Source organism: Streptomyces sp. NPDC001450 (assembly GCF_053597295.1).
In genome coordinates this window covers 56,647-77,849 of sequence record NZ_JBSFHY010000036.1, presented here as the reverse complement: position 1 = coordinate 77,849, position 21,203 = coordinate 56,647, and the positions used below count along the sequence as shown (strand labels likewise).

Annotated in this window: 17 protein-coding genes and 1 pseudogene; 6 read left to right on the top strand and 12 right to left on the bottom strand. The window is 70.3% G+C overall.

What is annotated here, in order from left to right; translation table 11 throughout:
* The first annotated feature begins 59 nt into the window (after nucleotides 1–59).
* On the top strand, nucleotides 60–347 hold the full coding sequence (locus tag ACWC5O_RS32750; protein WP_450581140.1) for an SCO5918 family protein: 288 nt from the start codon (nucleotides 60–62) through the stop codon (nucleotides 345–347).
* A 213-nt stretch (nucleotides 348–560) separates the two neighbouring features.
* A complete protein-coding gene (locus ACWC5O_RS32745) occupies nucleotides 561–1,511 on the top strand; it encodes an acyl-ACP desaturase (protein WP_450581141.1) in 951 nt (316 codons plus the stop codon).
* Nucleotides 1,512–1,619: 108 nt separating this feature from the next.
* Here ACWC5O_RS32745 and ctaD read toward each other — a convergent pair whose 3' ends face one another.
* From ctaD to ACWC5O_RS32715, 6 genes are all read right to left on the bottom strand, one after another.
* Complete coding sequence (gene ctaD, locus ACWC5O_RS32740; RefSeq protein WP_450581142.1) at nucleotides 1,620–3,338, bottom strand: aa3-type cytochrome oxidase subunit I; 1,719 nt, start codon at nucleotides 3,336–3,338, stop codon at nucleotides 1,620–1,622.
* A 164-nt stretch (nucleotides 3,339–3,502) separates the two neighbouring features.
* Nucleotides 3,503–4,159, bottom strand: coding sequence for a vitamin K epoxide reductase family protein (locus ACWC5O_RS32735; protein ID WP_450581143.1), 657 nt, complete (start codon nucleotides 4,157–4,159; stop codon nucleotides 3,503–3,505).
* Nucleotides 4,156–4,743 carry a hypothetical protein gene (locus tag ACWC5O_RS32730; RefSeq protein ID WP_450581144.1) on the bottom strand — a complete coding sequence of 196 codons (588 nt, stop codon included), beginning with the start codon at nucleotides 4,741–4,743 and terminating at the stop codon, nucleotides 4,156–4,158. Before ACWC5O_RS32730 ends, ACWC5O_RS32735 begins: the two co-directional genes overlap by 4 nt.
* A gap of 252 nt (nucleotides 4,744–4,995) precedes the next feature.
* The gene (locus ACWC5O_RS32725) at nucleotides 4,996–6,090 is read right to left on the bottom strand and encodes a CU044_5270 family protein (protein WP_450581145.1); all 1,095 of its coding nucleotides are present in this window, start codon (nucleotides 6,088–6,090) and stop codon (nucleotides 4,996–4,998) included.
* Nucleotides 6,087–6,737 carry an RNA polymerase sigma factor gene (locus tag ACWC5O_RS32720; protein ID WP_450581146.1) on the bottom strand — a complete coding sequence of 217 codons (651 nt, stop codon included), beginning with the start codon at nucleotides 6,735–6,737 and terminating at the stop codon, nucleotides 6,087–6,089. Before ACWC5O_RS32720 ends, ACWC5O_RS32725 begins: the two co-directional genes overlap by 4 nt.
* A 566-nt stretch (nucleotides 6,738–7,303) precedes the next feature.
* The gene (locus ACWC5O_RS32715) at nucleotides 7,304–8,416 is read right to left on the bottom strand and encodes an ATP-grasp domain-containing protein (RefSeq protein WP_450581147.1); all 1,113 of its coding nucleotides are present in this window, start codon (nucleotides 8,414–8,416) and stop codon (nucleotides 7,304–7,306) included.
* 764 nt (nucleotides 8,417–9,180) lie between these two features.
* Between ACWC5O_RS32715 and ACWC5O_RS32710 the strand changes: the two genes are divergently transcribed.
* Entirely contained in the window at nucleotides 9,181–9,882 is a 702-nt protein-coding gene (locus ACWC5O_RS32710) for a TNT domain-containing protein (protein ID WP_450581148.1), read from the top strand.
* A 63-nt stretch (nucleotides 9,883–9,945) separates the two neighbouring features.
* Here ACWC5O_RS32710 and ACWC5O_RS32705 read toward each other — a convergent pair.
* Nucleotides 9,946–10,269 (bottom strand): annotated as a pseudogene (locus tag ACWC5O_RS32705) (VOC family protein); the annotation flags it as partial.
* Between the two features lie 511 nt (nucleotides 10,270–10,780).
* Nucleotides 10,781–10,855: a 50S ribosomal protein bL37 gene (locus ACWC5O_RS32700; RefSeq protein ID WP_099504217.1), complete on the bottom strand. Its 75-nt coding sequence runs from the start codon at nucleotides 10,853–10,855 to the stop codon at nucleotides 10,781–10,783.
* A 101-nt stretch (nucleotides 10,856–10,956) separates the two neighbouring features.
* On the opposite strand from ACWC5O_RS32700, the gene ACWC5O_RS32695 reads away from it, so the two are divergent.
* Complete coding sequence (locus ACWC5O_RS32695; protein ID WP_450581149.1) at nucleotides 10,957–12,132, top strand: PP2C family protein-serine/threonine phosphatase; 1,176 nt, start codon at nucleotides 10,957–10,959, stop codon at nucleotides 12,130–12,132.
* Between the two features lie 137 nt (nucleotides 12,133–12,269).
* Here the strand turns inward: ACWC5O_RS32695 and ACWC5O_RS32690 are convergent, their stop codons facing one another.
* The 4 genes from ACWC5O_RS32690 to ACWC5O_RS32675 form a co-directional block, all read right to left on the bottom strand.
* Nucleotides 12,270–13,529: a M64 family metallopeptidase gene (locus ACWC5O_RS32690; RefSeq protein ID WP_450581150.1), complete on the bottom strand. Its 1,260-nt coding sequence runs from the start codon at nucleotides 13,527–13,529 to the stop codon at nucleotides 12,270–12,272.
* A 232-nt stretch (nucleotides 13,530–13,761) separates the two neighbouring features.
* Nucleotides 13,762–16,080: a transglycosylase domain-containing protein gene (locus ACWC5O_RS32685; protein ID WP_450781130.1), complete on the bottom strand. Its 2,319-nt coding sequence runs from the start codon at nucleotides 16,078–16,080 to the stop codon at nucleotides 13,762–13,764.
* Between the two features lie 20 nt (nucleotides 16,081–16,100).
* Nucleotides 16,101–18,458: a glycosyltransferase gene (locus ACWC5O_RS32680; protein WP_450581152.1), complete on the bottom strand. Its 2,358-nt coding sequence runs from the start codon at nucleotides 18,456–18,458 to the stop codon at nucleotides 16,101–16,103.
* 14 nt (nucleotides 18,459–18,472) lie between these two features.
* Nucleotides 18,473–19,159 carry a hypothetical protein gene (locus tag ACWC5O_RS32675; RefSeq protein WP_450581153.1) on the bottom strand — a complete coding sequence of 229 codons (687 nt, stop codon included), beginning with the start codon at nucleotides 19,157–19,159 and terminating at the stop codon, nucleotides 18,473–18,475.
* A gap of 437 nt (nucleotides 19,160–19,596) precedes the next feature.
* Between ACWC5O_RS32675 and ACWC5O_RS32670 the strand changes: the two genes are divergently transcribed.
* The gene (locus ACWC5O_RS32670) at nucleotides 19,597–20,352 is read left to right on the top strand and encodes an RNA polymerase sigma factor (RefSeq protein WP_450581154.1); all 756 of its coding nucleotides are present in this window, start codon (nucleotides 19,597–19,599) and stop codon (nucleotides 20,350–20,352) included.
* The gene (locus ACWC5O_RS32665; RefSeq protein WP_450581155.1) at nucleotides 20,345–21,154 is read left to right on the top strand and encodes a hypothetical protein; all 810 of its coding nucleotides are present in this window, start codon (nucleotides 20,345–20,347) and stop codon (nucleotides 21,152–21,154) included. Before ACWC5O_RS32670 ends, ACWC5O_RS32665 begins: the two co-directional genes overlap by 8 nt.
* Nucleotides 21,155–21,203 lie beyond the last annotated feature (49 nt).

Below are 21,203 nucleotides of genomic sequence, written 5' to 3'. Positions count from 1 at the left end.
CGGCCGCCGCCATGCGGTCGACCTCTCCGGCGTTCTTCCCGACTCCTGCGGAGGCATCCATGCGCTGTGTCATCGCCCGTTTCCCCTTCGACCTGACCAAGAGTGAGGTCGAACAGTCCATGAGCGGCATCACGCCCGAACCCGTCACCGGCATGACGGTGAGCATCGGTCGCCGCGTCTACCCCGTGATGCAGGTCGGGGAAGTGGTCACCCGGCAGAACCGCCGGGACTTCACGGTGCCCGAGATGCACCGGGCACTGACCCGGCTCGGCTTCACCTGCCACGACGCGCGCCCGGTCGCGCCGGCCCGGGATGTGCGAGCCGACGGGGACGCGCTCAGCTGGTGACGCCGTCAAGGGCGACGGCAGGTGATGCGTCGTCTGCGGGTCGGAACGCCGAAGGATGTGCCCACTGCCGCGGTCGCTGCTCGATCGCGGGAGCCGGTGGCCAGGCCGGAATAGGGTCTTTCGGCCCCAGACACGTCCGGGCGGGCAAACCCACGGTGGCGTCACCTACGCAACCGTAGGTTTGGACGACGCGCCCGAAGGCTGGAAGGCCCTGTGAGTACCACCCGCCCGAATCGATCCGATGCCGAGTTGCTGAAGGACCTGGAGGAGGTGGTCGAGCGGGAGCTCAACCGCCATCTGCGGGTCTTCAGGGAGTGGATGCCGCACGAGTACGTGCCCTGGAGCCGGGGCCGCGACTTCGACGGCCCGCTGGGCGGACAACCCTGGTCGCAGGAGCAGTCCCCGCTGACGGAGGTGGGCCGGGTGTCGCTCGTGGTCAACCTGCTGACGGAGGACAACCTGCCCAGCTACCACCACGAGATCGCCACCCTGTTCGGCCGGGACGGCGCGTGGGGCACCTGGGTGCACCAGTGGACGGCTGAGGAGGCCCGCCACTCGATGGTGCTGCGCGACTACCTGCTCGCCTCCCGCGCGGTGGACCCGGCGGCGCTGGAGCGGGCGCGGATGACCCACATGTGCGGCGGCTTCGTCTCCGACAACCGGCACTCCCCGCTGCACACGGTGGCCTACGTCGCCTTCCAGGAACTGGCCACCCGGATCTCCCACCGCAACACCGGCCGCTCCTCCGGCGATCCGGTCTGCGACCGGATGCTGGCGCAGGTCGCCAACGACGAGAACCTGCACATGGTCTTCTACCGCAACCTGCTCGACGCCGCCCTCGAACTGGCCCCGGACCAGGCCATGCAGGCGATCAACGAGGTGGTGTGCGCCTTCCGCATGCCCGGCCACGGCATGCCCGGCTTCGAGCGCGCGGCAGTGCAGATCGCTCTCGGCGGCATCTACAACCTCCGCGTCCACCACGACGACGTACTGCTGCCGGTGCTGCGCCATCTGAAGGTGATGGAGCGCGGCGGTCTGGGTCCTGACGGCCTCAAGGCACAGGAGGAACTCGGGATGCACCTGGCCGAGTTGGACGCCCAGGCCAGCCGGTTCGACGAGCGGCGGGCATCGATCCTCGCCCGCCGCGCCGCGGCGAAGGGCTGAACCGCCCGGCGCGAGCGCGTGGTCGAGGCGTGTCAGTCCCGGGAGTAAAGGGGCCGCACCGACTCGCTCACGTGCCCGGGCCCGATCTCGGCACTCACCGCAGGCTCCTCACCTCTGCGGCCCCGCCGGGAGCTGGTGCTCCTGTTCCTGCATCGCAATGTCGGGGTGGTGCAGGTCGAACGCCGGGGATTCACTGCGGATCCGCGGCAGGGTGAGGAAGTTGTGCCGCGGCGGCGGGCAGGACGTCGCCCACTCGAGGGAACGGCCGTAGCCCCATGGGTCGTCCACACCCACCGGCTTGCCGTACTTGGCCGTCTTCCACACGTTGTAGAAGAACGGCAGGAGCGACAGACCGAGCAGGAACGAGCCGATCGTCGAGATGGTGTTGAGGGTGGTGAATCCGTCGGTCGCCAGATAGTCGGCGTAGCGGCGCGGCATGCCCTCGACACCCAGCCAGTGCTGGACCAGGAAGGTGGTGTGGAAGCCGACGAACAGCGTCCAGAAGGTCATCTTGCCGAGCCGCTCGTCCAGCATCTTGCCGGTGAACTTCGGCCACCAGAAGTGGAAACCGGCGAACATCGCGAAGACCACCGTGCCGAAGAGGACGTAGTGGAAGTGCGCGACGACGAAGTACGAGTCGGAGACGTGGAAGTCCATCGGCGGCGAGGCCAGGATCACGCCGGTCAGGCCGCCGAAGAGGAAGGTGACCAGGAAGCCGGTCGTCCAGAGCATGGGCGTCTCGAAGGACAGACTGCCCTTCCACATCGTGCCGATCCAGTTGAAGAACTTCACGCCGGTCGGGACGGCGATCAGGAAGGTCATGAAGGCGAAGAACGGCAGCAGCACACCGCCGGTGACGTACATGTGGTGGGCCCATACGGTCGCGGAGAGACCGGCGATGGCGATGGTCGCGGCGATCAGTCCCATGTAGCCGAACATCGGCTTGCGGGAGAAGACCGGGATGATCTCGGAAACGATGCCGAAGAACGGCAGCGCGATGATGTACACCTCCGGATGGCCGAAGAACCAGAAGAGGTGTTGCCACAGCAGGGCGCCGCCGTTGGCCGCGTCGAAGACGTGGGCGCCGAACTTCCGGTCCGCCTCCAGGGCGAACAGCGCGGCCGCGAGGACCGGGAAGACCAACAGGACCAGCACGGCCGTCAGCAGCACGTTCCAGCAGAAGATCGGCATGCGGAACATGGTCATGCCGGGAGCACGCATGCAGATGATCGTGGTGATGAAGTTGACCGAGCCGAGGATGGTGCCGAAGCCGGAGAACGCCAGACCCATGATCCCCATGTCGGCGCCGATGCCCGGCGAGTGGACCGCGTCCGACAGGGGTACGTACATGAACCAGCCGAAGTCGGGGGCGCCCTGCGGGGTGAGGAAGCTGGCCGCCGCGATGAGCGAGCCGAAGAGGTACAGCCAGTAGGCGAACATGTTCAGCCGCGGGAACGCCACGTCGGGTGCGCCGATCTGCAGTGGCATGATCCAGTTCGTGAAGCCGGCGAACAGCGGCGTCGCGAACATCAGCAGCATGATCAGGCCGTGCATCGTGAAAGCCTGGTTGAACTGCTCGTTCGAAATGATCTGCAGGCCCGGGCGGGCCAGCTCGGCGCGCATGACGAGGGCCAGCACACCGCCGACGCAGAAGAACGCGAACGACGTGATCAGATACAGCGTTCCGATCGTCTTGTGGTCCGTAGTGGTCAACCAGTCCACGGCCACACTGCCCGGCTGACCACGCCGCAGCGGCAACTCGTTCTCGTACGACTCCTCAGCTGGTGCAGCGGCGGCGGCGTCCTGAGATCCGTTGGAGATGCTCACAATTCACTCGTCTCCGATGTTCCGAAAAGCAGTAGCCGACATCGCGGCTGCGAGTAGCGACGTCGTTCCGATGCGACGCTACTGACACCCGGATCGGCATCAACCAGACTCACCGACCTTCGCCAACACTCGCCACCTCGTGCATCCGTTCGGCGGAGCCGGCCTCAGAGCAGCGTCTGCCAGTAGTCCCACCAGCGGGTGGCGATCAGCATCACGATGGCCAGGTACCAGGTGATCGGCACCACCCAGTGGAACTCTGTCACCCCGGCGACCACGGCGCGGGGGGCGCGGATGATGCCGTGCCGCAGGTTGTGCACGCTGGCGTACCAGAACATCGCGATGGTGGCGGCCCAGGCCAGGCAGCACCACAGGCACAGGGCGTCGATCTCGTACAGCGCCTGGGTCATCAGCCACATGCAGAAGCCCGCGCCGAACAGCGTGCCCGCGTTCAGCCCGAGCCAGAACCAGCGACGGAAGCGGGCGCCGGCCAGCAGCGCGAACCCGACCGCGACCACCACCGGGTAGGTGAGCAGCCCGAGCATCGGGTTGGGGAAGCCGAACACGGACGCCTGGGCGCTGCGCATGACGTTCGTGCAGGACAGCACCGGGCTGAGGTTGCACGAGGGCGAGAAGTGCGGGTCCTGCAACAGCTGGAACTTGTCGATGGTGATCACGAACGAGGCGAGGATGCCGAGCGCTCCGGACACGATCAGCAGCCAGGCGAAGGCACGCGAAGCGCTGGTGGCGCCCTCCGGTGTGATCTCTCCTCGTCGTCCGTCTTTCCTGGTGCGGTGGTGTGCGGTAGCGGTGGTGCCGGTCATCGGGCTGGTCCGCCTCGCCGGTGATCCGAGTGGGCACGGGGCCCACGGTGGTCGGGAGACGGCTGTTGCCGCGGGTCGGCGACCGCGTCCCGGGCCGGTCCGTCGGGTGTCGCCTCGCGGGTGGCCCCCGTCGGCCACACGACCTGGACCGGAATGCCGCGGGCACGGGCGTACGCCACCAGGTGCGCGGTGGCGTCGCGGCCGTTGGAGGGCGAGCCGTCCCACACGGCCAGCAGCTGCCGGCATTCGTTGATCATCCGCTCGTCCGCGCCGACACACGCGTCCCGGTCGGCAGGGTCGTACGCCACCAGACGCACCTGCTGGGCGAGGGGCACCAGCTTCCCGACCGCCGTCCGGTCCCGCTCCGGCAGCAACGCGGGCACCATCCCCTGGGTGGGAGTCACCAAGACCAGCTCCCGCCCCGCCGCGCGCACCGCCCGCCCGAACGCCAGCGGCACACCGGCCCCCGCCCGTACCAGCGCGGACCTGCGATCGGGGAACCGCTCCAGTGCCGCCCGCAGCTCGGCCTCCACCAGATCCAGCATGTCCGAAGTCAGGTCGGCGTGCCCCACCGCCGCGATCATCTCCGCTCCCGCTTCCCCGCCATACGGCGTTCTCCCGTCCGTCCTCGTGATGCGCGGCCCGCCTGGGCCTCGCCCGTGAGCGGGACCGCTTCGCCGAGCCCACGGGCGAGGTCAAAGCACCACAGGCGGGACCGCGGCATCAGTGAAGTCAGTAGGTGCAGCGGTCGACAAGGGCCGAACGGCCCTGGCACACCATGTTCGAGACCCGGCTCCTGGCCGACGGCCTGGGGCTGGTCCGTCGGCCAGGACGTGTCAGCCGGCCTGCGACGGGGTCTGCTTCATACCGTCGACGACGGCCCGCTTCAGGACGGCGGTGGTGAAGGTCACCGTACCGGGCTTGATCACGGTGCCCGCCTCAGTGGAACTCCGCACCTGGACACTGCGCTCGCCGAGGAGGACATGAGTCTTCCTGTCGAAGATCCATTCCTCGCGCTGACCGCTGGTCTCGTCGAGCCGGGCCACCGCCACCCCGTTCCGGCCCACCGCGTCCACCGCGTCCCGCACGACGACGACACCGGGGATCTTCGCGGCGGCCTTGAACAGCGCCGAGTAGAGCTCCGCCGGCGGGTAGCTCTCGACGAGCAGGTCTCCGATGGTGGTGAAGGCCTCCTGGTCAGGGGAGTTCCCGTGGCCCTTGGTCTCCTTGTAGATCTTGGTCAGCAGTTCGTCGGGGTCGGTGGTGAGCTTGGCCAGGTAGTCGTACGACGGACTGTTCAGAGTTGCCTTCGGGGTGTTGCCCTGCTCGTCGGGCAGGCTCAGGGTCTCGCCCTCGGGACTGTCGTTGACCGCGGGGTCGATCAGCCAGCCCTTGGTGCCGTCCGGCGACATCCACACCTGGCGGCGGTGCAGTTCGTGGCTGGCCAGAGTGGTCCTGCCGTGGTCGGTCTTCGGGAAGGTGTCGGCGGTCTTGGACTCTATGTAGACGTACTGGCCGGGCTTGACCGCCGGGCGGGTCCCGTCGGCCGCCGCCAGCGAGATCTGGTTCAGCAGCTGCGGTACGCCCTTGGTGGTCGTGGTGCCGATCTGTGTGGTGAGGGCCGGTCCGTCGGCGACGCCGCCGCCCCCGGCTCGGCCGCCGGACATCGCGTTGCCGGCGACGACCGCCGCCGCCAGAGCCGCGGCCATCGCGGGCAGCGCGATCGCCGGACGCGGCAGCCGGAAACGCCGGGTCTTCGCGGGGACTGCCGTCGTCCTGTGCTCTGCCTGCCGCGTGTCGTGAATATGGGCCATCAGACGCTCCTTGTGGAACTGGTGACGGCCCGTCGGCAGGTCACGCGCCGTCCAGGACAGGAGCCGTGCGCTCTCATCCTCTTCGGCCGGGTGCTGCCGGGACGTGTCCGCGTTCATCGGGTTCCTTCCTGCGCGGGCCGGACCGCGTTTGTGCGATCACCCTTTGTCTGTCGGCCGACGTCGCCGCCTTCCCGTTTCCCGGGCATTTTCTTGCGTACTGTCTCGGTTGCGGGGCGGGACGGTCCGGCCGCCGTGCGCAGCTTCCTGCGGGCCCGGGAAAGCCGTGAGGCCACCGTGCCGGCCGGAATCCCGAGGGCCTCCGCCGCGGCCACGTAGTCCAGGCCCTCCCCCAGGCAGAGCGCGATGACCTCGCGTTCCGGTCTGCGCAGCGCGGCGAGCGCGGTGAGAGCCGTGGTGAGTCGCCGCCGGTCGTCGACCCGGTCGGCCACCTCATCGGCGTGGTCGGGCACCGACAGCTCGGCCGCCGCGGCGGCATTGGCCGCCGCCCGGTAGCGCCGGTTGCTCCGGTACTGGTTGCGCGCCGTGTTGGTGGCGATGCCCAGCAGCCAGGGCCGCAGGGAACCCCCCTCGGGGTCGACCTTGTCACGCAGGCGCCATGCCTCCATGAAGGTCGCGGCCATCACGTCCTCGGCCGTCGACCAGTCGGCGGTGAGCCGGAAGGCATGGTTGTAGACCGCGCGGGCATAGCTGTCGAAGAGTTCGGCGAACGCGCTCGATTCCCCGGCCCGAACCCGGGTACGCATATGAGTGCTCACCTCAATGAGCTGTCCGGCACCCGGCACCGACTTCCTGTGACCTGCACCACGCTCAGGAGAAGTGGGTGTGCGTGTCCCGACGCGTGGGGTGCGGACCTCGATCGGCCCGCGGGCCGCGAGACTCGGCGTGGGCAGCAGCGGCGCCACGGTCTCGTCATGCCTGTGCCCCTGCTACGCATCGAGTTCCCTCCGTGTCGGCCGTGCCTGCACGAAGCGGCAGTTCGCACCCGTGGCCACCGTGGCCGTCCATGACAGCCTCTGGGAGAGGTCGGGCGTGCCGCAACCCGGGCCTCGTCGCGCGGGCGTGCCGGGTCCAGGACCGTGATGCGACAACCGCTCGCCGTCCGGCTGCCTCACCTGACCCGCCTTGGCGGTCACCGGCATTGCGTCCAGTGCCCCGGCAGGCAACGTTTGCCCGTCAAGGAGCGGCGTCCGGTGCGTGCTCTCGGCGTGCCGGCCGGAAGTCCTCGTACTGGACGTACTTGGGCTTTCGGCCGGTGCGGCAAGAGTGCGTGCCGGGCGTCGCGACGGGGCGAACGTTGCCTGTCGGGGCACTAGGTACGCCGCCGAACGCTGATCGGCGTTCCGGGTCCTTCCTGATCGGCAAGGGCACGGCCCGGACGCGCCGGGAGCGTCGCCCCCGCCCGGCGGGGATGCGCCGTTACCTCCAGTGCCTCTGGGCGGTTCGCGCTCAAGTCCCTGATCAAGCCCTGGACAAGAGTGAAGAGTTCACGGCCGAGCGAGCGTCCCGCGGCAGCGAAGAGATCGGGGTAGAGACCAGGGAAGGTGTTCTCGTCCACGATGAAGGGCTGCCCCTGACTCACGATCAAGTCGAAGCCGACCAGCGGCAAGCCCAGGGCCTGCTGGGCCCTGCGGGCGAGTCGGGCGTGTGTCGCGGGGACTTCACAGCCGTCGACATCGCCGCCGATCCCCTCCGGGTCGTACACCTTCCAGACGTCGGTGGACAGGCGGGTGAAGCGGTGGCTGCGCTTGCGATAGCCGTACATCAACGTGCCGTTGACGAGGGTGGTGCCGAGCCAGTCCGCAGGGCCGCTGCCGGGGCAGACACGCTCCAGGAGGAAGGTGCCCTCCCTGGTGGCCGCGAGGGTGTTGTCCAGGTAACCCGCCAGGTCACGTAGCGTCGCGAAATCCTCCACCAGCAGGACTCCCTGTCCGTAGGAACCGCGCCGGGGTTTCAGCAGGGCGCGGCCCCACTCCGCGAGAACGGGGACGGCGGCTTCCGTGTTGTGGTGGCCGACGAGGATCGTGTCGGGGACCGGAAGGCCGGCCCGGGACAGCCGGAGGTGTGCCCGGTACTTGTCGAGGGCGGTCGAAAAGCGTGTCGGATCGGGCACGACGGGGATGTCCAGGCTGAGCGTGTGCAGGGCCTCCAGGGTGTAGCCGACGGGGTCCTTGGCCATGCAGGCGTGCCAGATGTAGAGGTCGAGGTCGTTGAGGCAGACCTCGCCGCAGTACACCTTGCCGTTGCGGACGCAGGAGCGGCGGATGTCCAGCCCGTGCAGGAACTCGACGTCCGTGAGGGCGGGCAGCAGCTCCATCAACAGCGCGTGGTCGTCGGCCGGGATCTTGCCGACCTCCCCACGTGCACCGGGCGGCACCGTCCTGCCGTGGGGGGCGGGGGGCAGGAAGGTGCCCACCCTCAGCATGGGGGGATGCCCGGCGGGGAAACGTACGGCGACGGCTGCGACGAGTCCCGCCGAGGGCTCTCGCCGTTGCGTGGTGTCACCCGTCTGCTCATCATCACCGTCTCCGCCGTCCTGGCTCGGTCAACGGCTCGTCGCACGGGCTCGTTCTCTTCCCGAGCCGCACGGGTGGGCGCGCGCCTCCGCGACGCGTTCCCTCCCCTGTCTTCAGCCCAGCACATCCCGCCGCAGGACGCATCTCCGGGACGAGGAGCTGTACGAACTCCTGGTCGGGAAAGGCCGAGAGGTAAGGGCGCCACGCAGAGGTCCTGCAGCCCTCGGCCGCCGGTTTGCGACACCGGCGTCATGTGGCTGCCGGTCGCGTTGGCGACGATCAGATCGCGGTCGCCGCTGCCTCCTCCGCCCGTGTTGAAGCAGTAGCAGCCGGGCGAGAAGGCGCCTGCCGATCTCGGGCAGCAGGTAGTCGTAGCCGCGCCCGCGGTACTTGCCGCCGGGTTCCTGTCGCCCGGTCGGGTCATGGTCTTCTCCGATGGCAGGGGAGCGAAGCACGGCGACGTCCCTGTCGCGCCTGCGGCCGGGCGAGGGTACGAGAGCCGTCTGCATGTCGCAATGCTGTTCGGCTGCCCGTGCGTACTTGCACCGCCATTCGAGTGGCCACCCGTGACTGCTTCCGCAAGGCCCTGAGGATGAGCAGCTGAACTGAACGGCGTCCGCGAAGGGGGCCGCGTGGCTGGTCCTGCGGCCGGCGACAGTCAAGGAGACATCGGATGCGCGTACCGCGCAAAATCGTAGGGAGCGTCCTTCTGTCGCTCCTGATGGTCGGCATCTCGCCCGCCACCGTCCAAGCCGCAGAAGCCCAGAGCCGAAACGGCGCCTCCTGCCCGACCGAGCATCGGGACACCGCGACGAACACGGCGCCGCACCCGCAGCTGGAGGCTTACCACGACGGCGACTGGCGGCTCGGCCCCAAGGAGCTTCCCCGCACCGGCCCCATCGGGAGGATGCTGCGGGGTTACCACCCGGAGGGCCCCACAACGCGGTACTGGTTCCTCGGGTGCTACTGGCAGACGAATCCGGAGAAGGACCCGACGCAGCAGATCGGCGGCTGGTGGTTCCCGGACAACCATGGGTTCGTGCTCCGCAACGGCCGCCCGGTGGAACGGTCGCTGACCCTCCAGAAGGGGCAGCGGGTCGACCTCTTCGGCAGGGGGAACCCGGGCAACTTCCTCGCGCCGGAAGGCACGCCGTACGCCAAGCGCGCGATCCCGCCGAGCAACCTGGACAACTACAGCTCTGCCAACCCTCCGTTCAACTACCACCTCTACGAGGTCATCGCGCCGTTCACGGTCGAGGCCGGGCCGGCCAGGCCCTGGTTCAACCAGTCCGGGCTGGGCACCCAGTACTACACGAGCACGACCGTCGGGGATCTGATTCAGGCCCAGAAGCTGAGGGAGATCCCTGTCGCATGACGCCATGAGGCAGTGACGGGATCCCCGGACTCGTTCCGTCCGGAGCCGGCCGTACGCATGGGGTCACAGGGGCTGGAGCCGGGTGTGCAGGAGGCAGAACTCGTTGCCTTCCGGGTCGGCCAGGACGTGCCAGTTCTCGGTGCCGGCCTGGCCTACCTCGGCGGGCCTGACGCCGAGGGCGAGCAGCCGCTCCAGCTCGGCGTCCTGGTCGCGGTCGGTGGCGTCGACGTCGATGTGCAGTCGGAGCTTCCCGGTCCGCGGCTCGCTGCTCGGGCTGAGGACGAGGGTGGGCTGCGGGCCGCCGAAGCCGGAGTCGGGCGGCCCGATCTCGATGCTTCCGTCGTCCTTGCGGCCGAGTTCGACGTAGCCGAGGACCTCGCTCCAGAATCAGGTCTGGGCGGCGAACTGCCTGCGAACGAATATGAGGGCGGTCCATCCGGCCAGCATCACGAGGCCGCCCACCGCAGGCCACTGACCACCCGCCAGAATGCCGAAAGCCGCCAAGGACGCACCGAGCATGGCTACGGCAGCGGCGGCCGACTCGGCCCGAAGCTGTCGGCCTGAACGCCTGCTCACCGAAGGCCTGACAAGCTGACGGCCGAGGAAGGTCTGGACACCGTTGATCACAGCCAGCAGGGCCGCAAGAGCGCCGAGGACGCCGAAAGCGATGGACATGACGTGAAGGTACACACTCGGGAGTCGGCCTCCCTGCTCGGGTGACGACGGGACGCCGAGGCCAGGTACTGGCGCCGTACGACGGGGCGAGGGCGGCCATCTCGTTCAGCAGGTCGATCCAGGCGGCACGGTCGCCCGGGGTGGGGGTGTCCGCGGGCGGCGCGGCTCCAGCCGGCGTGAGGCCAGAAACCCCCAGGTCATGGACCCGGGGGTGTCCTCTGGCTCAGGCGTTGGGACGCTTGCCGTGATTGGCCTTCTTCTTCTTACGCCCGCGTCGCTTGTTCCCTCGCTTGGCCATGGTGCATATCTCCTCATCCGGGACTTTCTACGCCGTCGCCAGTCTAGGTTCGGCCCGGAGTGTCCGCACCAGCTGGATGGTGCACTGTGGAAGATGTGGACGTGCGGCAATACACGGCCGGTGTGCGGCAGCCGTGGCAGTCGAGTCATGCGCTGCTGCTGATCCCGATCGTGCTCATCGTGGTGATCACGGTGGTCGACCAGTTGGTCCCGGCCGACATCCATCTGGGTCCACTGCTGGTCATCGCCCCCGCGATCACCGCCTCGTTCGCCGACGCCTGGCTGACCGGGTTGATCGGATTCCTGGCCGTGGGAGCGCAGGCGTACATCGGCTGGCACTTCGGCGTGCTGTTCAGCCGGAACGTGCTGGTGCAGATCCTCGCCCTGGCCGTGCTGTCGACGCTGACCGTGTTCTTCTGCGTGGTGCGTGACCGCCGCGTCCGCCAGCTGGCCCAGGTACGCATGGTCGCCGAGGCGGCACAGCACGTTCTGCTGTGGCCGCTGCCGGAACAGATCGGCTCGATGAGGATCGCGTGTCTGTACATGGCCGCCGAGGCCGAGGCCCAGATCGGCGGTGACCTGTACGCCGCGACCCCCACCGACAACGGCGTGCGGGTCATGATCGGCGATGTCCGCGGGAAGGGGCTGTCCGCGATCGGCGAGGCCGCGCTCCTCATCGGGGCCTTCCGCGAGGCCGCCCACCACCACACCTCCCTGCCCGCGCTGGCCGCCTCCCTGGAACGAAGCGTGGCCCGCAACCTGCCCGACCTCGGGCCCGAGGAACACGTGGGCGAGCGGTTCGCCACCGTGATGCTGGTGGAGATCCCCGACGAGGGGCACGTCACGCGGATACTGAGCTGCGGCCACCCCCCGCCCCTGCTGCTCGGCCCCGGCAGCGCTGTCACGGTCCCCGTGCACCCCGCGCCCCCGCTGGGCATCCACGGGCCGGCGGCCGGTGACTACACCGTCGACGTGTTCGCCTTCGAGCCCGGGGACACCCTCCTGCTCTACACCGACGGCGTCATCGAGGCCCGGGACGCCGACCGCGCCTTCTACCCGCTGGCGGACCGGGCCGCCCAGTGGGCGGGCAGCAGCCCCGAGGAGCTGCTGCACCACATCCGCCGTGATCTGCTCGACCACGTCGGCGGATGCCTCGACGACGACGCCGCGCTCATCGCGGTGTGCCACGCGCAGAGCACCCACCGGACGCATCGGCACGGGCCGGGCCTCCATGTCAGCGGGTTCGGTCACCAGCAGGGTGTTCTGCCGCCCGAGTGAGCCCTGTGCAGCGGCCGGCGCTCGGTCGCGACGCGCAGACGTCAGGTCAGCCGGCCTTGAGGGTGCTCAGGAAGACGGGGTCGGACGACGACACCCGCCGGCCCGCCGGTACCGAGTGAGCCGCGGCGGCTACCGCGTCACCGCACCGTCCAGGTCAGCGAGTCGGACGTCTGTGCTCGGACCGCTGGGTCCCGTACGGCCGTCGTGTGGTCGGTCACGGTCGCCGTGATCTCGTGGCCTCGGCCGTGGACGCCCAGTTCGTGTGGCGTCACCGACCGGGCGCCCGTGGCCGACGGGACCTGTCTGCCGTCGACGTACCAGGTCAGTTCGAGATCGGCGAGGCCGGTCAGCGGGGCGAGGCGTACGGTGATCCGCCGCCCTTGCCCCACCGGCCGGTACGTGGGGACGGAGGAGGTCAGCGCGTCCGCGTCGGCGTAGAAGCCGGCGATCATCGCCTCGCGGCCGACGACGTTGAACTCGGCCGACGTCAGGGAGCGCATGATGGACGTCTCGGTCGGCCGGTAGATGCCCGTCTCGTAGTACCCCCCGCCTTCGTACGCACCCACGACCGAACCGGTCGGGTCGTCGGCCCCGAGCCAGCGGTACCACTTCGACGCGCCCGGGTCGCGGCGAAGCGTGAGGTTGGCCTCGGCCGGTTCGTCGGTGTACGGGTAGGCGCCGTAGCCCGCGTACTGGTACTCGTCTGCCAAGTGGCCTATGGAGTGGCCGAGTTCATGGGCTCCTATGAGGTACGACCTGTCGTTCGCGGACGACATCGTCGCCACACCGTGGAAGGGCGAGCCCGGCGGCAGGTCACCGGCGGAGTAGCCGGCACCGCCGTACTTGGCGGAGTTGGCGATGACGAACACGATGTCGGCGTCCGGGGCCAGACCGGCGTAGTGCGCGACCTTGTCCGTGTCGACGCACAGCAGGCGCTCGAGGCCGTCGCAGAAGAAGTGGGCACCCAGCGCGGTGTCCTTCACGACATCGGTCGTCGGGTCGCCGGAGACACCGGACTCGCGGGAGACGGGGTCGACCAACCAGACGTTGAACAGGCCGCGGTAGCTCCGGTACGGCTCGATGTCGAAGATCTCGTCCAGCTTCTCCTCGGCGTCCGTGGCGAACTCGTCCTGTTCGTCCGAGGTGTAGCCGTCGCCCATCACCACCAGGTCCAGCCGCCCGGCCACAGGTCCGGTCCGCTGCAGTGCGCTCACCGCCGCGGGGGCGCCCACCGGTATCGGTGTGCGGCGGGCCGTCCGGGCGGGGGTGTCCGCCGGGACGGTCACCTGGCGGGGCTCTGCTGCGGGACCGGGGAAGTACTCGACGCGCTGGGTGTGAGCGGGGGCGGCGCCTGCCGCCTCGGCCGGTCCCGGGTTCGCTCCGACGGCCAACGCCACCGCGGCGACGAAGGCGGCTTTGGCAGCAACTGTCCGGTATGTACGTGGTCTTGCGCGATGCGGCACGGAGACCTCGCTTAAGTGTCCGGTTAAGTAAACTTAAGATCGCGCTTAACCTAGAGGCCGGCACAGCAAACAGCAAGAGCCGCCGCATAGTTGACGGTTCATCAGGCATTGGACGCCTTGCGGCGACGAGACGCCGGCAGCCGGTCGAGATCCGTCCGCGTGAGGCTCAACGGCACTTGTGCGGGTGGCAGTTGCGGCCGGATGTCGGGGCGCCTGGTGTGGGAGCGACGGTGGGGGACGACCCCTTCCTGCCGGGCTTGGCACTCCGCTTGGCCGGGGGTCCGGAGGGAGTGGGAGAGGGAGCGCCCGGCTCGTCGGTGCCGTGCCCCAGGGGCACGGGGGTGGGGAAGGGAACGTCGGGGAGGCCGGTGAGGGCGTCGCGCATGTACTGGGTCCAGATCTCGGTGGGGATGTCGCCGCCGAACACCTTCTGGAGGCCGCCGACGCCTGCCAGGGACTGCAGCTGGGGGTGTTTCGCGTCCTCCCGGAAAAGGACCACGGAGGTGGCGAGTTGGGGGGTGTAGCCGACGAACCAGGCCGACCGGTAGTCGTCGGTGGTTCCCGTCTTGCCCGCGGCCGTCCTCCCGAGCGCCTGGGCCTTGGTGCCGGTGCCCCGGGCTATGACGCCTCGGAGCACGTCGGTCACGTGGTCGGCGACGGCCGACGGCAGAGCCTGTACGGGGGCGGGGGCGGTGAAGCCGGGCAGCGCGGTGCCGTTGTGGGTCACCTTGGTCACCGAGTACGGGGTGGTCTGCCTACCGGAGGCGGCGAAGGTCGCGTAGGCGCCTGCCATCCGGATGGCGCTCGGTGTCGAGGTGCCGATGTAGAAGCCGGCGCTGGGATCGGCGAGGCTGCCGGAGCGCAGGCCGAGGGCTTGGGCCGTCTTCGCCACGTTGCCGTAGCCGACGTCCTCTCCCAGCTGCACGTACGGCGTGTTGACCGACTGCTCCATGGCCGTGCGCAGAGAGATGTAGCCCCAGCGGTGCGTGGTGTCGTTGTGCTGGTGCAGGAGGCCGGTGGGGTCCTTGTCGTCGGTGACGTAGTCGCCCTGCTGGTCCTTGATCCTGATGCCGTCGTCACCGTTGAACTTGCTGGCCGGGGTGATCGGCTGTGCGGGTCTGCCGGGTCGCATGACGGCTCCGTGCTGGAGCGCGGCGGCGAGGACGACCGGTTTGAACGTCGATCCCACCGGGACGCCGGAGGTGTCGGCGTTGTCCGAGTAGTGGGCCCGGTCGAAGCCGGGACCGCCGTAGACGGCCAGGATCCGGCCGGTCCCGGGGTCCACCGAGGCGGCTCCGACCTGCACGTCCCGGTCGACCGACCGGTGGGCGGGGTCGAGACGTTGCCCCCGCACCTTCGCGACGGCCCGGGACAGTTCCGCCGTCTTCTTCCTGTCGAAGGTGGTGTGGATCTGGTAACCACCCCGGCTCAGGCTGCTGTCGGTGACGGTCGGGTCGTGCGCCTGGACATACGACCGGGCCAGTTGGACCAGGTAGCCGGTCTGGCCGGTGAGTCCCGAACCGGGGGCCCACTTCCTGGGCGTCGGGAAGCCCGCGGCGGCGTACCGGGCCCGCTGCTGGGGCGTCAGTCTGCCGGTCTTCACCATCCGGTCGAGCACCCAGGACCAGCGGGCTTCGGCCTTTGCCCTGGCCGTGGGATCGGAGTCCGCGTACTGGAAGAGGCTCGGCTCGTTGACCGCCGCGGCGAGAAAGGCCCCCTGGCTCGCGTCGAGCTTCTCCACCGGGAGGTTGTAGTACGTGCGGGCGGCGGCCTGGATGCCGTTGGTCTGGCGGCCGAAGAAGCAGGTGTTCAGATATCCCTGGAGGATCTGCCGCTTCGTCATGCTGGCGCCGATCTTGGACGAGATCAGCAGTTCCTTGAACTTGCGGGAGATCGTCTGCGACTGGTCCAGGTAGGTGTTCTTCACGAACTGCTGGGTGATCGTCGATCCGGACTGGACGGAGTCGCCCTCGGCCATGTGGATGACGGCGCGGGCGATGCCCTGCGGGTCGATGCCCGGGTCGGTGTAGAAGGACGAGTTCTCCGCGGCGATGAAGTCCCACTGCACGTTCGCGGGCACCTGCTCGAGGGTGACATTCTGCCGGTTGACGCTGCCGTCGGTGGCCAGGACGGTGCCGTCCGACCAGTAGTAGACGTTGTTCTGCAGCAGCGTCGTGGGGTTGGGGTCGGGGATGGTGACCGTGGCGTAGGCGTAGCCGACGGCCGCTGCCGTGCCGCCGAAGAAGAGCAGGAAGAGCGCCAGCAGTTGGCGCACCGACGGCAGCCAGCGGCGCGGGCCCGTCCTGCTCCGGCGCGGGTAGTCGATCCAACGTTTCTTCTGTGGCGCCCTTCTTCTGGCGCGGCCCGGCAGGTCCTCTCGTGGGGCCTGGTCACGACGTGCGGCCCGGCGGCTCGTGCCGCGGTCAGCCCCGCCACGCGTGCCGCCGTTGAAGCGCTGCGGCGGTCGGCGCCGGGTTCCGCTCATGGGCTCTGCTCACTGTTCTCTCAGTACAACTGCTGTGTCTCGTACGGTCCGGGCTGCCGGAAACCCGGGTGCGGCGGCGGCTGGGGAAGGCCGCCGTACGGCGCCGGCTGCTGGAAGGGGTCGTACGGCGCCGGCTGCGGACCGCTGTGATACGGCGGCCACTGCGGACTGCCGGGGTCCTGCGGAGGGAGGTCGTTGCCGGGCGCCTCCGCCCCCACCGGGGCCCGCAGGCTGCCGTAGCGCTCCATGCGCTGCCACCTCAGCCGGGAGCCCGACACGGCGGTGAAGACGGACTGGATCACCACCAGGTACATCAGCTGGCGGTAGACGAACTGCTGCAGCGGCAGGCTCCACAGCGGGCCGGGCCGTTCTCCGTCCAGACGGAACGCGTACAGGCCCATCATGAGTTGCAGCAGGAGGAAGGCCAGCCACAGCCCGACGATCCGGACCGGATCGAGGAAGAGCAGCCCGTACACGGCGAAGATGTCCACGACGGGTGCGAGCAGCGGCAGCAGCACCTGGAAGAGCAGCAGGTAGCCCAGGCCCCGGCGGCCGAGCTTTCCGGCCGCGCCGCGCTGCACGAGCGCGCCGCGGTGCACGAGCGCGCCGCGGTGCTTCCACATCGCCTGCAGGGTGCCGTAGCACCAGCGGTACCGCTGACGCCACAGGGCGTTCAGCGACGCGGGCGCCTCGGTCCAGGCCTTCGCGCCCTCCTCGTACACCACCCGCCAGCCGGCCCGGCACAGCGCCATGGTGAGGTCGGTGTCCTCGGCGAGGGTGACGTCGCTGACCCCGCCGAGGTCGAGCAGTGCCCGGCGGCGGAAGGCGCCCACCGCTCCCGGGACGGTCGGCATGCACTCGGCGAGGTCGAACAGACGGCGGTCGAGGTTGAAACCGACCACGTACTCGATGTGCTGCCAGCGGCCCAGCAGACCTCCGCGATTGACGACCTTGGCGTTGCCCGAGACGGCGCCCACCCGGGGGTCGGCGAAGGGCTGCACGATCGTGCGGACGGTGTCGGGTTCGAAGACCGTGTCGCCGTCGACCATGACCACCAGGTCGTAGGTGGCAGCGGCGAGTCCGGTGTTGAGCGCGGCGGGCTTGCCCGCGTTCTGCCGGCGGATCACCCGCACCGGCAGGCGCAGCGACTCCACCAGGTCGGCGGTGCCGTCGGTCGAGCCGTCGTCCACCACGATGATCTCGACCGGATGGTCCGAGGCGAGGAGTGAGCGTACGGCCGCCTCGATCCCGGCGCTCTCGTTGTACGCGGGGACGATGACGCTGACCGGCTCGGTCACCGGCGGCCCCCAGGACCGGCTCCGGCGTCCCGTCCGCAGCCGCCGGTGGCGACGGGCCGCGATCAGCACGACCGCCGCGCGCAGCACGCTGATCGCTCCGGCCGCGTACATCAGCACGCCCAGCAGCCACACGACCCAGTCGCCGGCCTGCAACACGCTGATGAGGGCCATCCCCTGCAGACGGTCGCCGAGCCCGGCGGGCTGGACGGGTCCGGCCATGCCGACCGCGGCACCTGCTGTCGCGAACCGGAAACCGTGTGCCTTGAGCCGTGGGATCAGGGTGCTGAGCGCTGCGACGGTCTGGGACCGGTCACCGCCGCCGTCGTGCATCAGCAGGATCTGCCCGGAGCGCCCGTGCGGTGTCGCGTTCGCGAGGATGCGGTCCGCACCGGGGCGCTGCCAGTCCTCCGCGTCCTGGGTGGAGAGCACCGTGACATAGCCTGCCGCGTCGGCCTGCTGGAGGACGGACCAGTCGGCGTCGTCCAGCGCGTCGTTCTTCGCGGAGTACGGCGGCCTCAGCAGCGCGGAGGTGACCCCGGCGGCGCCGGCCACCGCCAGCTGCGTCTCCCGCAGCTCCAGGGAACGCTGCCACGGGGCGAGGCGGGCCAGGTCGGGATGGGTGAAGGAGTGGATGCCGATCTGGTGGCCGTCGGCGACGATCCGGCGGACCAGCTCCGGATGGGCCACGACCTGGGTTCCGACGACGAAGAACGTCGCGTGCACGTGGTTGCGGCGCAGCACGTCCAGGATGCGTGGCGTCCAGACGGGGTCGGGGCCGTCGTCGAAGGTGAGCGCGATGGTGCGGGCCTGTGCCTTGGCGGTGTGTGGAGAGGTGGCGGCGTTCGCGATCACGGGGCCGCCGTGGACCACCTGGGTGGGCACCGTGTCGCTGCGGCCCCGGGCGCCGGTCACGTCGTCGGACGTGATTGCGAACATGTGGTGGGTGTAGCCCTGCAGCAGGAGGGCCGTCGACAGGGTCACCGCCAGCACGCTCAGCAGCAGCCAGTGGGTGCGGGGTGTGATCTGACGGATACGGCTGTGGCGGCGGGGAGAAGCCTTGCGGCGTCGGCGATCGGTCACGTCGGGGCCTTGGATCACTTCACGGGCTTGTGGGACGAGCCGATGGCACGGCCCCTGGAGGTGCGGGCGGGGGCGGAGGTGGTGGTCGGGGTCGGGGACGTGATCGTGGTGGACCGGGACGTGGCCGCAGGGGCGGTCGACACCGTCGGCCGGTCAGTGGGACTGGAGGTCTTCTGCGCCGCGGAGGGGCCCGCGCTCCCCGCGGTACGGCCTGTGCCGGGCGTGGAGTCGGGTGCGGTCGCGCGGGGAACGGCCGGATGCGTGGCGCCCGACTGCGGCACGAACGGGGAGCTGACGCTGGGGCCGCCCAGCATCGTGCTGATCAGCAGGGCGACGTAGCCGCCGGCGGGGATCACCAGCAGCCGGGCGGCGCGGAGCACGCGGCGCTGGCGGCGCCCCGAGGAATCGACGAAGACGGGCCGCACCGACTCGCCCGTCGGCGTGTCCGGTTCCGGTACGCGCTGGCCGGATGTGTCGAACTCCGCGGGCGCCGGCGCATCGGTGTCGTACCCCGGGTACGTCCACTGCGCGGGTTCCACCGAGCGCCAGGGCATCGTGGCCGGATCGGCCGGGTGCCAGGGCATCGTGGCCGTGTCGACGGTGGCGCTGCCGCCGTGCTCGTGGCCGTAGGCATACGCATGCCCGACACCGCCGTACGGATCCTCGCCGTACCCTCCGCCGCTGTCGTTCGTCCACTGCACGAGTCGCGTCCCCTGTCCTGGCCGACCGACACGGTCGTCCACATGGACAGAGCGGACGCGGCCGGAAGTGTTACACCTCGGCCGACAGCTGCCTCACCACCGAGGCATGTGCGGGCGGCCTGAACCCCGCGCAGTGGATGGGGTTCAGGCCGCCCCGTCCCTCTGCGTGCCGCTTCCGGGGGGAGTCAGCAGCGCCACGCAGACGGGGTCCGGGGACTGGCGGGTCGTGGTGCCGGTACCCGGCCGGGCGGTCGCCCTCGGCCTCCGGTCCGGACCCGGTATCCACGCCATGCAGCGCAGGGCCGGCGCGAAACGTCACCCGGGCACGGACAGCGACGACGTGAAGACGCCTGGTGCGTTGTGACATTTCCGTGAGAACTGACGCTGGTCACTAGGGGGCCGTCGACGCGACCGGAGCACGGCGGACGACAAACGGCATGAACCCCGCGCGAACGAGGACACTCTTGAGCCAGGTACGGCACCCCCGGCGCGTGCAGGCGTACGACACGGAACTGGGAGCGGCAGTCGCGCGGGCCCAGGACGGTGACGAAACCGCTTTCGCGGTCGCCTACCGGATCGTGCAGCCGGGCCTTCTCGGCTATCTGCGCGGGCTCGTCGGCGACGACGCGGAGGACGTGGCGTCCGACGCCTGGCTGGAGATCACCCGGGACCTCGGACGGTTCAAGGGGGACGGGGCAGGGTTCCGCGGCTGGACGGCGACCATCGCCCGGCACCGGGCACTGGACCATCTGCGCCGCCAGCGCGTACGGCCCCGGGCGGGAGGGACCGAACAGGACGTACTGGACCTGCCCGCCCCGCACAGCACCCCCGACCTGGCCCTGGAGTCCCTCTCCACCGAGCGGGCCCTGGAACTGGTGCGCTCACTGCCGGGGGACCAGGCCGAGGCCGTGCTCCTGCGGGTCGTCGTCGGCCTGGACGGTCCCGCCGCCGCACGCGTCCTGGGCAAGCGGCCGGGAGCCGTGCGGACCGCCGCCCACCGGGGCCTGAAACGCCTCGCCCGCCAGCTGGGCGTCGGCGACGAGACGGACGAGAGTGTGACGGATGAGGCCTCCCGAGCGCTGGGGGGTCGAAACGAACGACGACGGCGACAGCGGGTCGGCGGACGGGCAACGGGCCCCGGCACGCCGGACGAATCGAACCCGTCGGACAGGAACGGAAGCGGACATGGGTGAACGGATGAGCGGCGGCGCGGTTCCGGGCCGTCGACGGGTGCACCCTGGCTGCACCGTGTCGGGTCGGCGGGACGTGCATGACGCCGCCTCGCTGGAGACGTCGCTGGCCGCCGCCCTACGCGCGGGCCATCTCGACCCCGAGGCCGAGCAGCGGGCGGTGGCCGCCTTCCGGGCCGCCCGCGGCACGGGCGCGCACCGGGCGCGCACCCGGCGCCGGGACGACTGGCGGCCGGCCGCGGAGCGGCGCGCCGGACGCTCTGTGAAGATGACGTTCGGCGTGGTGTTCGCCAGCCTCAGCCTGGGCGGTGTCGCGGTCGCGGCCATCGGTTCGGTCGGCTCGTCCGCGGACGGCGCCGGTGCCGGCCGGGGGACCGCGCACCCGTCGGCGGTCGCCCCGGAGCGGCCGGGCGGGGAGGCCTCGTCGGCGTCCTCCCCCGGCGGCCCCCGGCCAACAGGCGGCCCGTCCCCCGCCCAGGACACCGAGGCCCACTGCCGCTCCTACGAGCAGGTCAAGGGCCCTGGCAAGGCGCTCGACGCGAGGGCCTGGCAGCAACTCGTCGCGGCCGCCGGCGGGCAGGACAAGGTCGCCTCGTACTGCTCCGAGCAGCTGGCGCGGGCGACGGCCACGCCGAGCGGACCGGCGGGCACGGGCAGACCCGGCGGGGGCGCCGCGGACACCGGCAACGGTGCGGCGAGGAAAGCCGGGGATTCCGGCAACGGCACGTCCGGCACCGGCGGCACGGGCAACGCGGCAGGAAGCGGCCAGGCCGGCGGTGACAAGGGCAGCGGGAACCACAGGTAGAGCCAGGGCTGCACGACGGCCGTGCGAGCAGGCCCCGCGACGAGGTCGG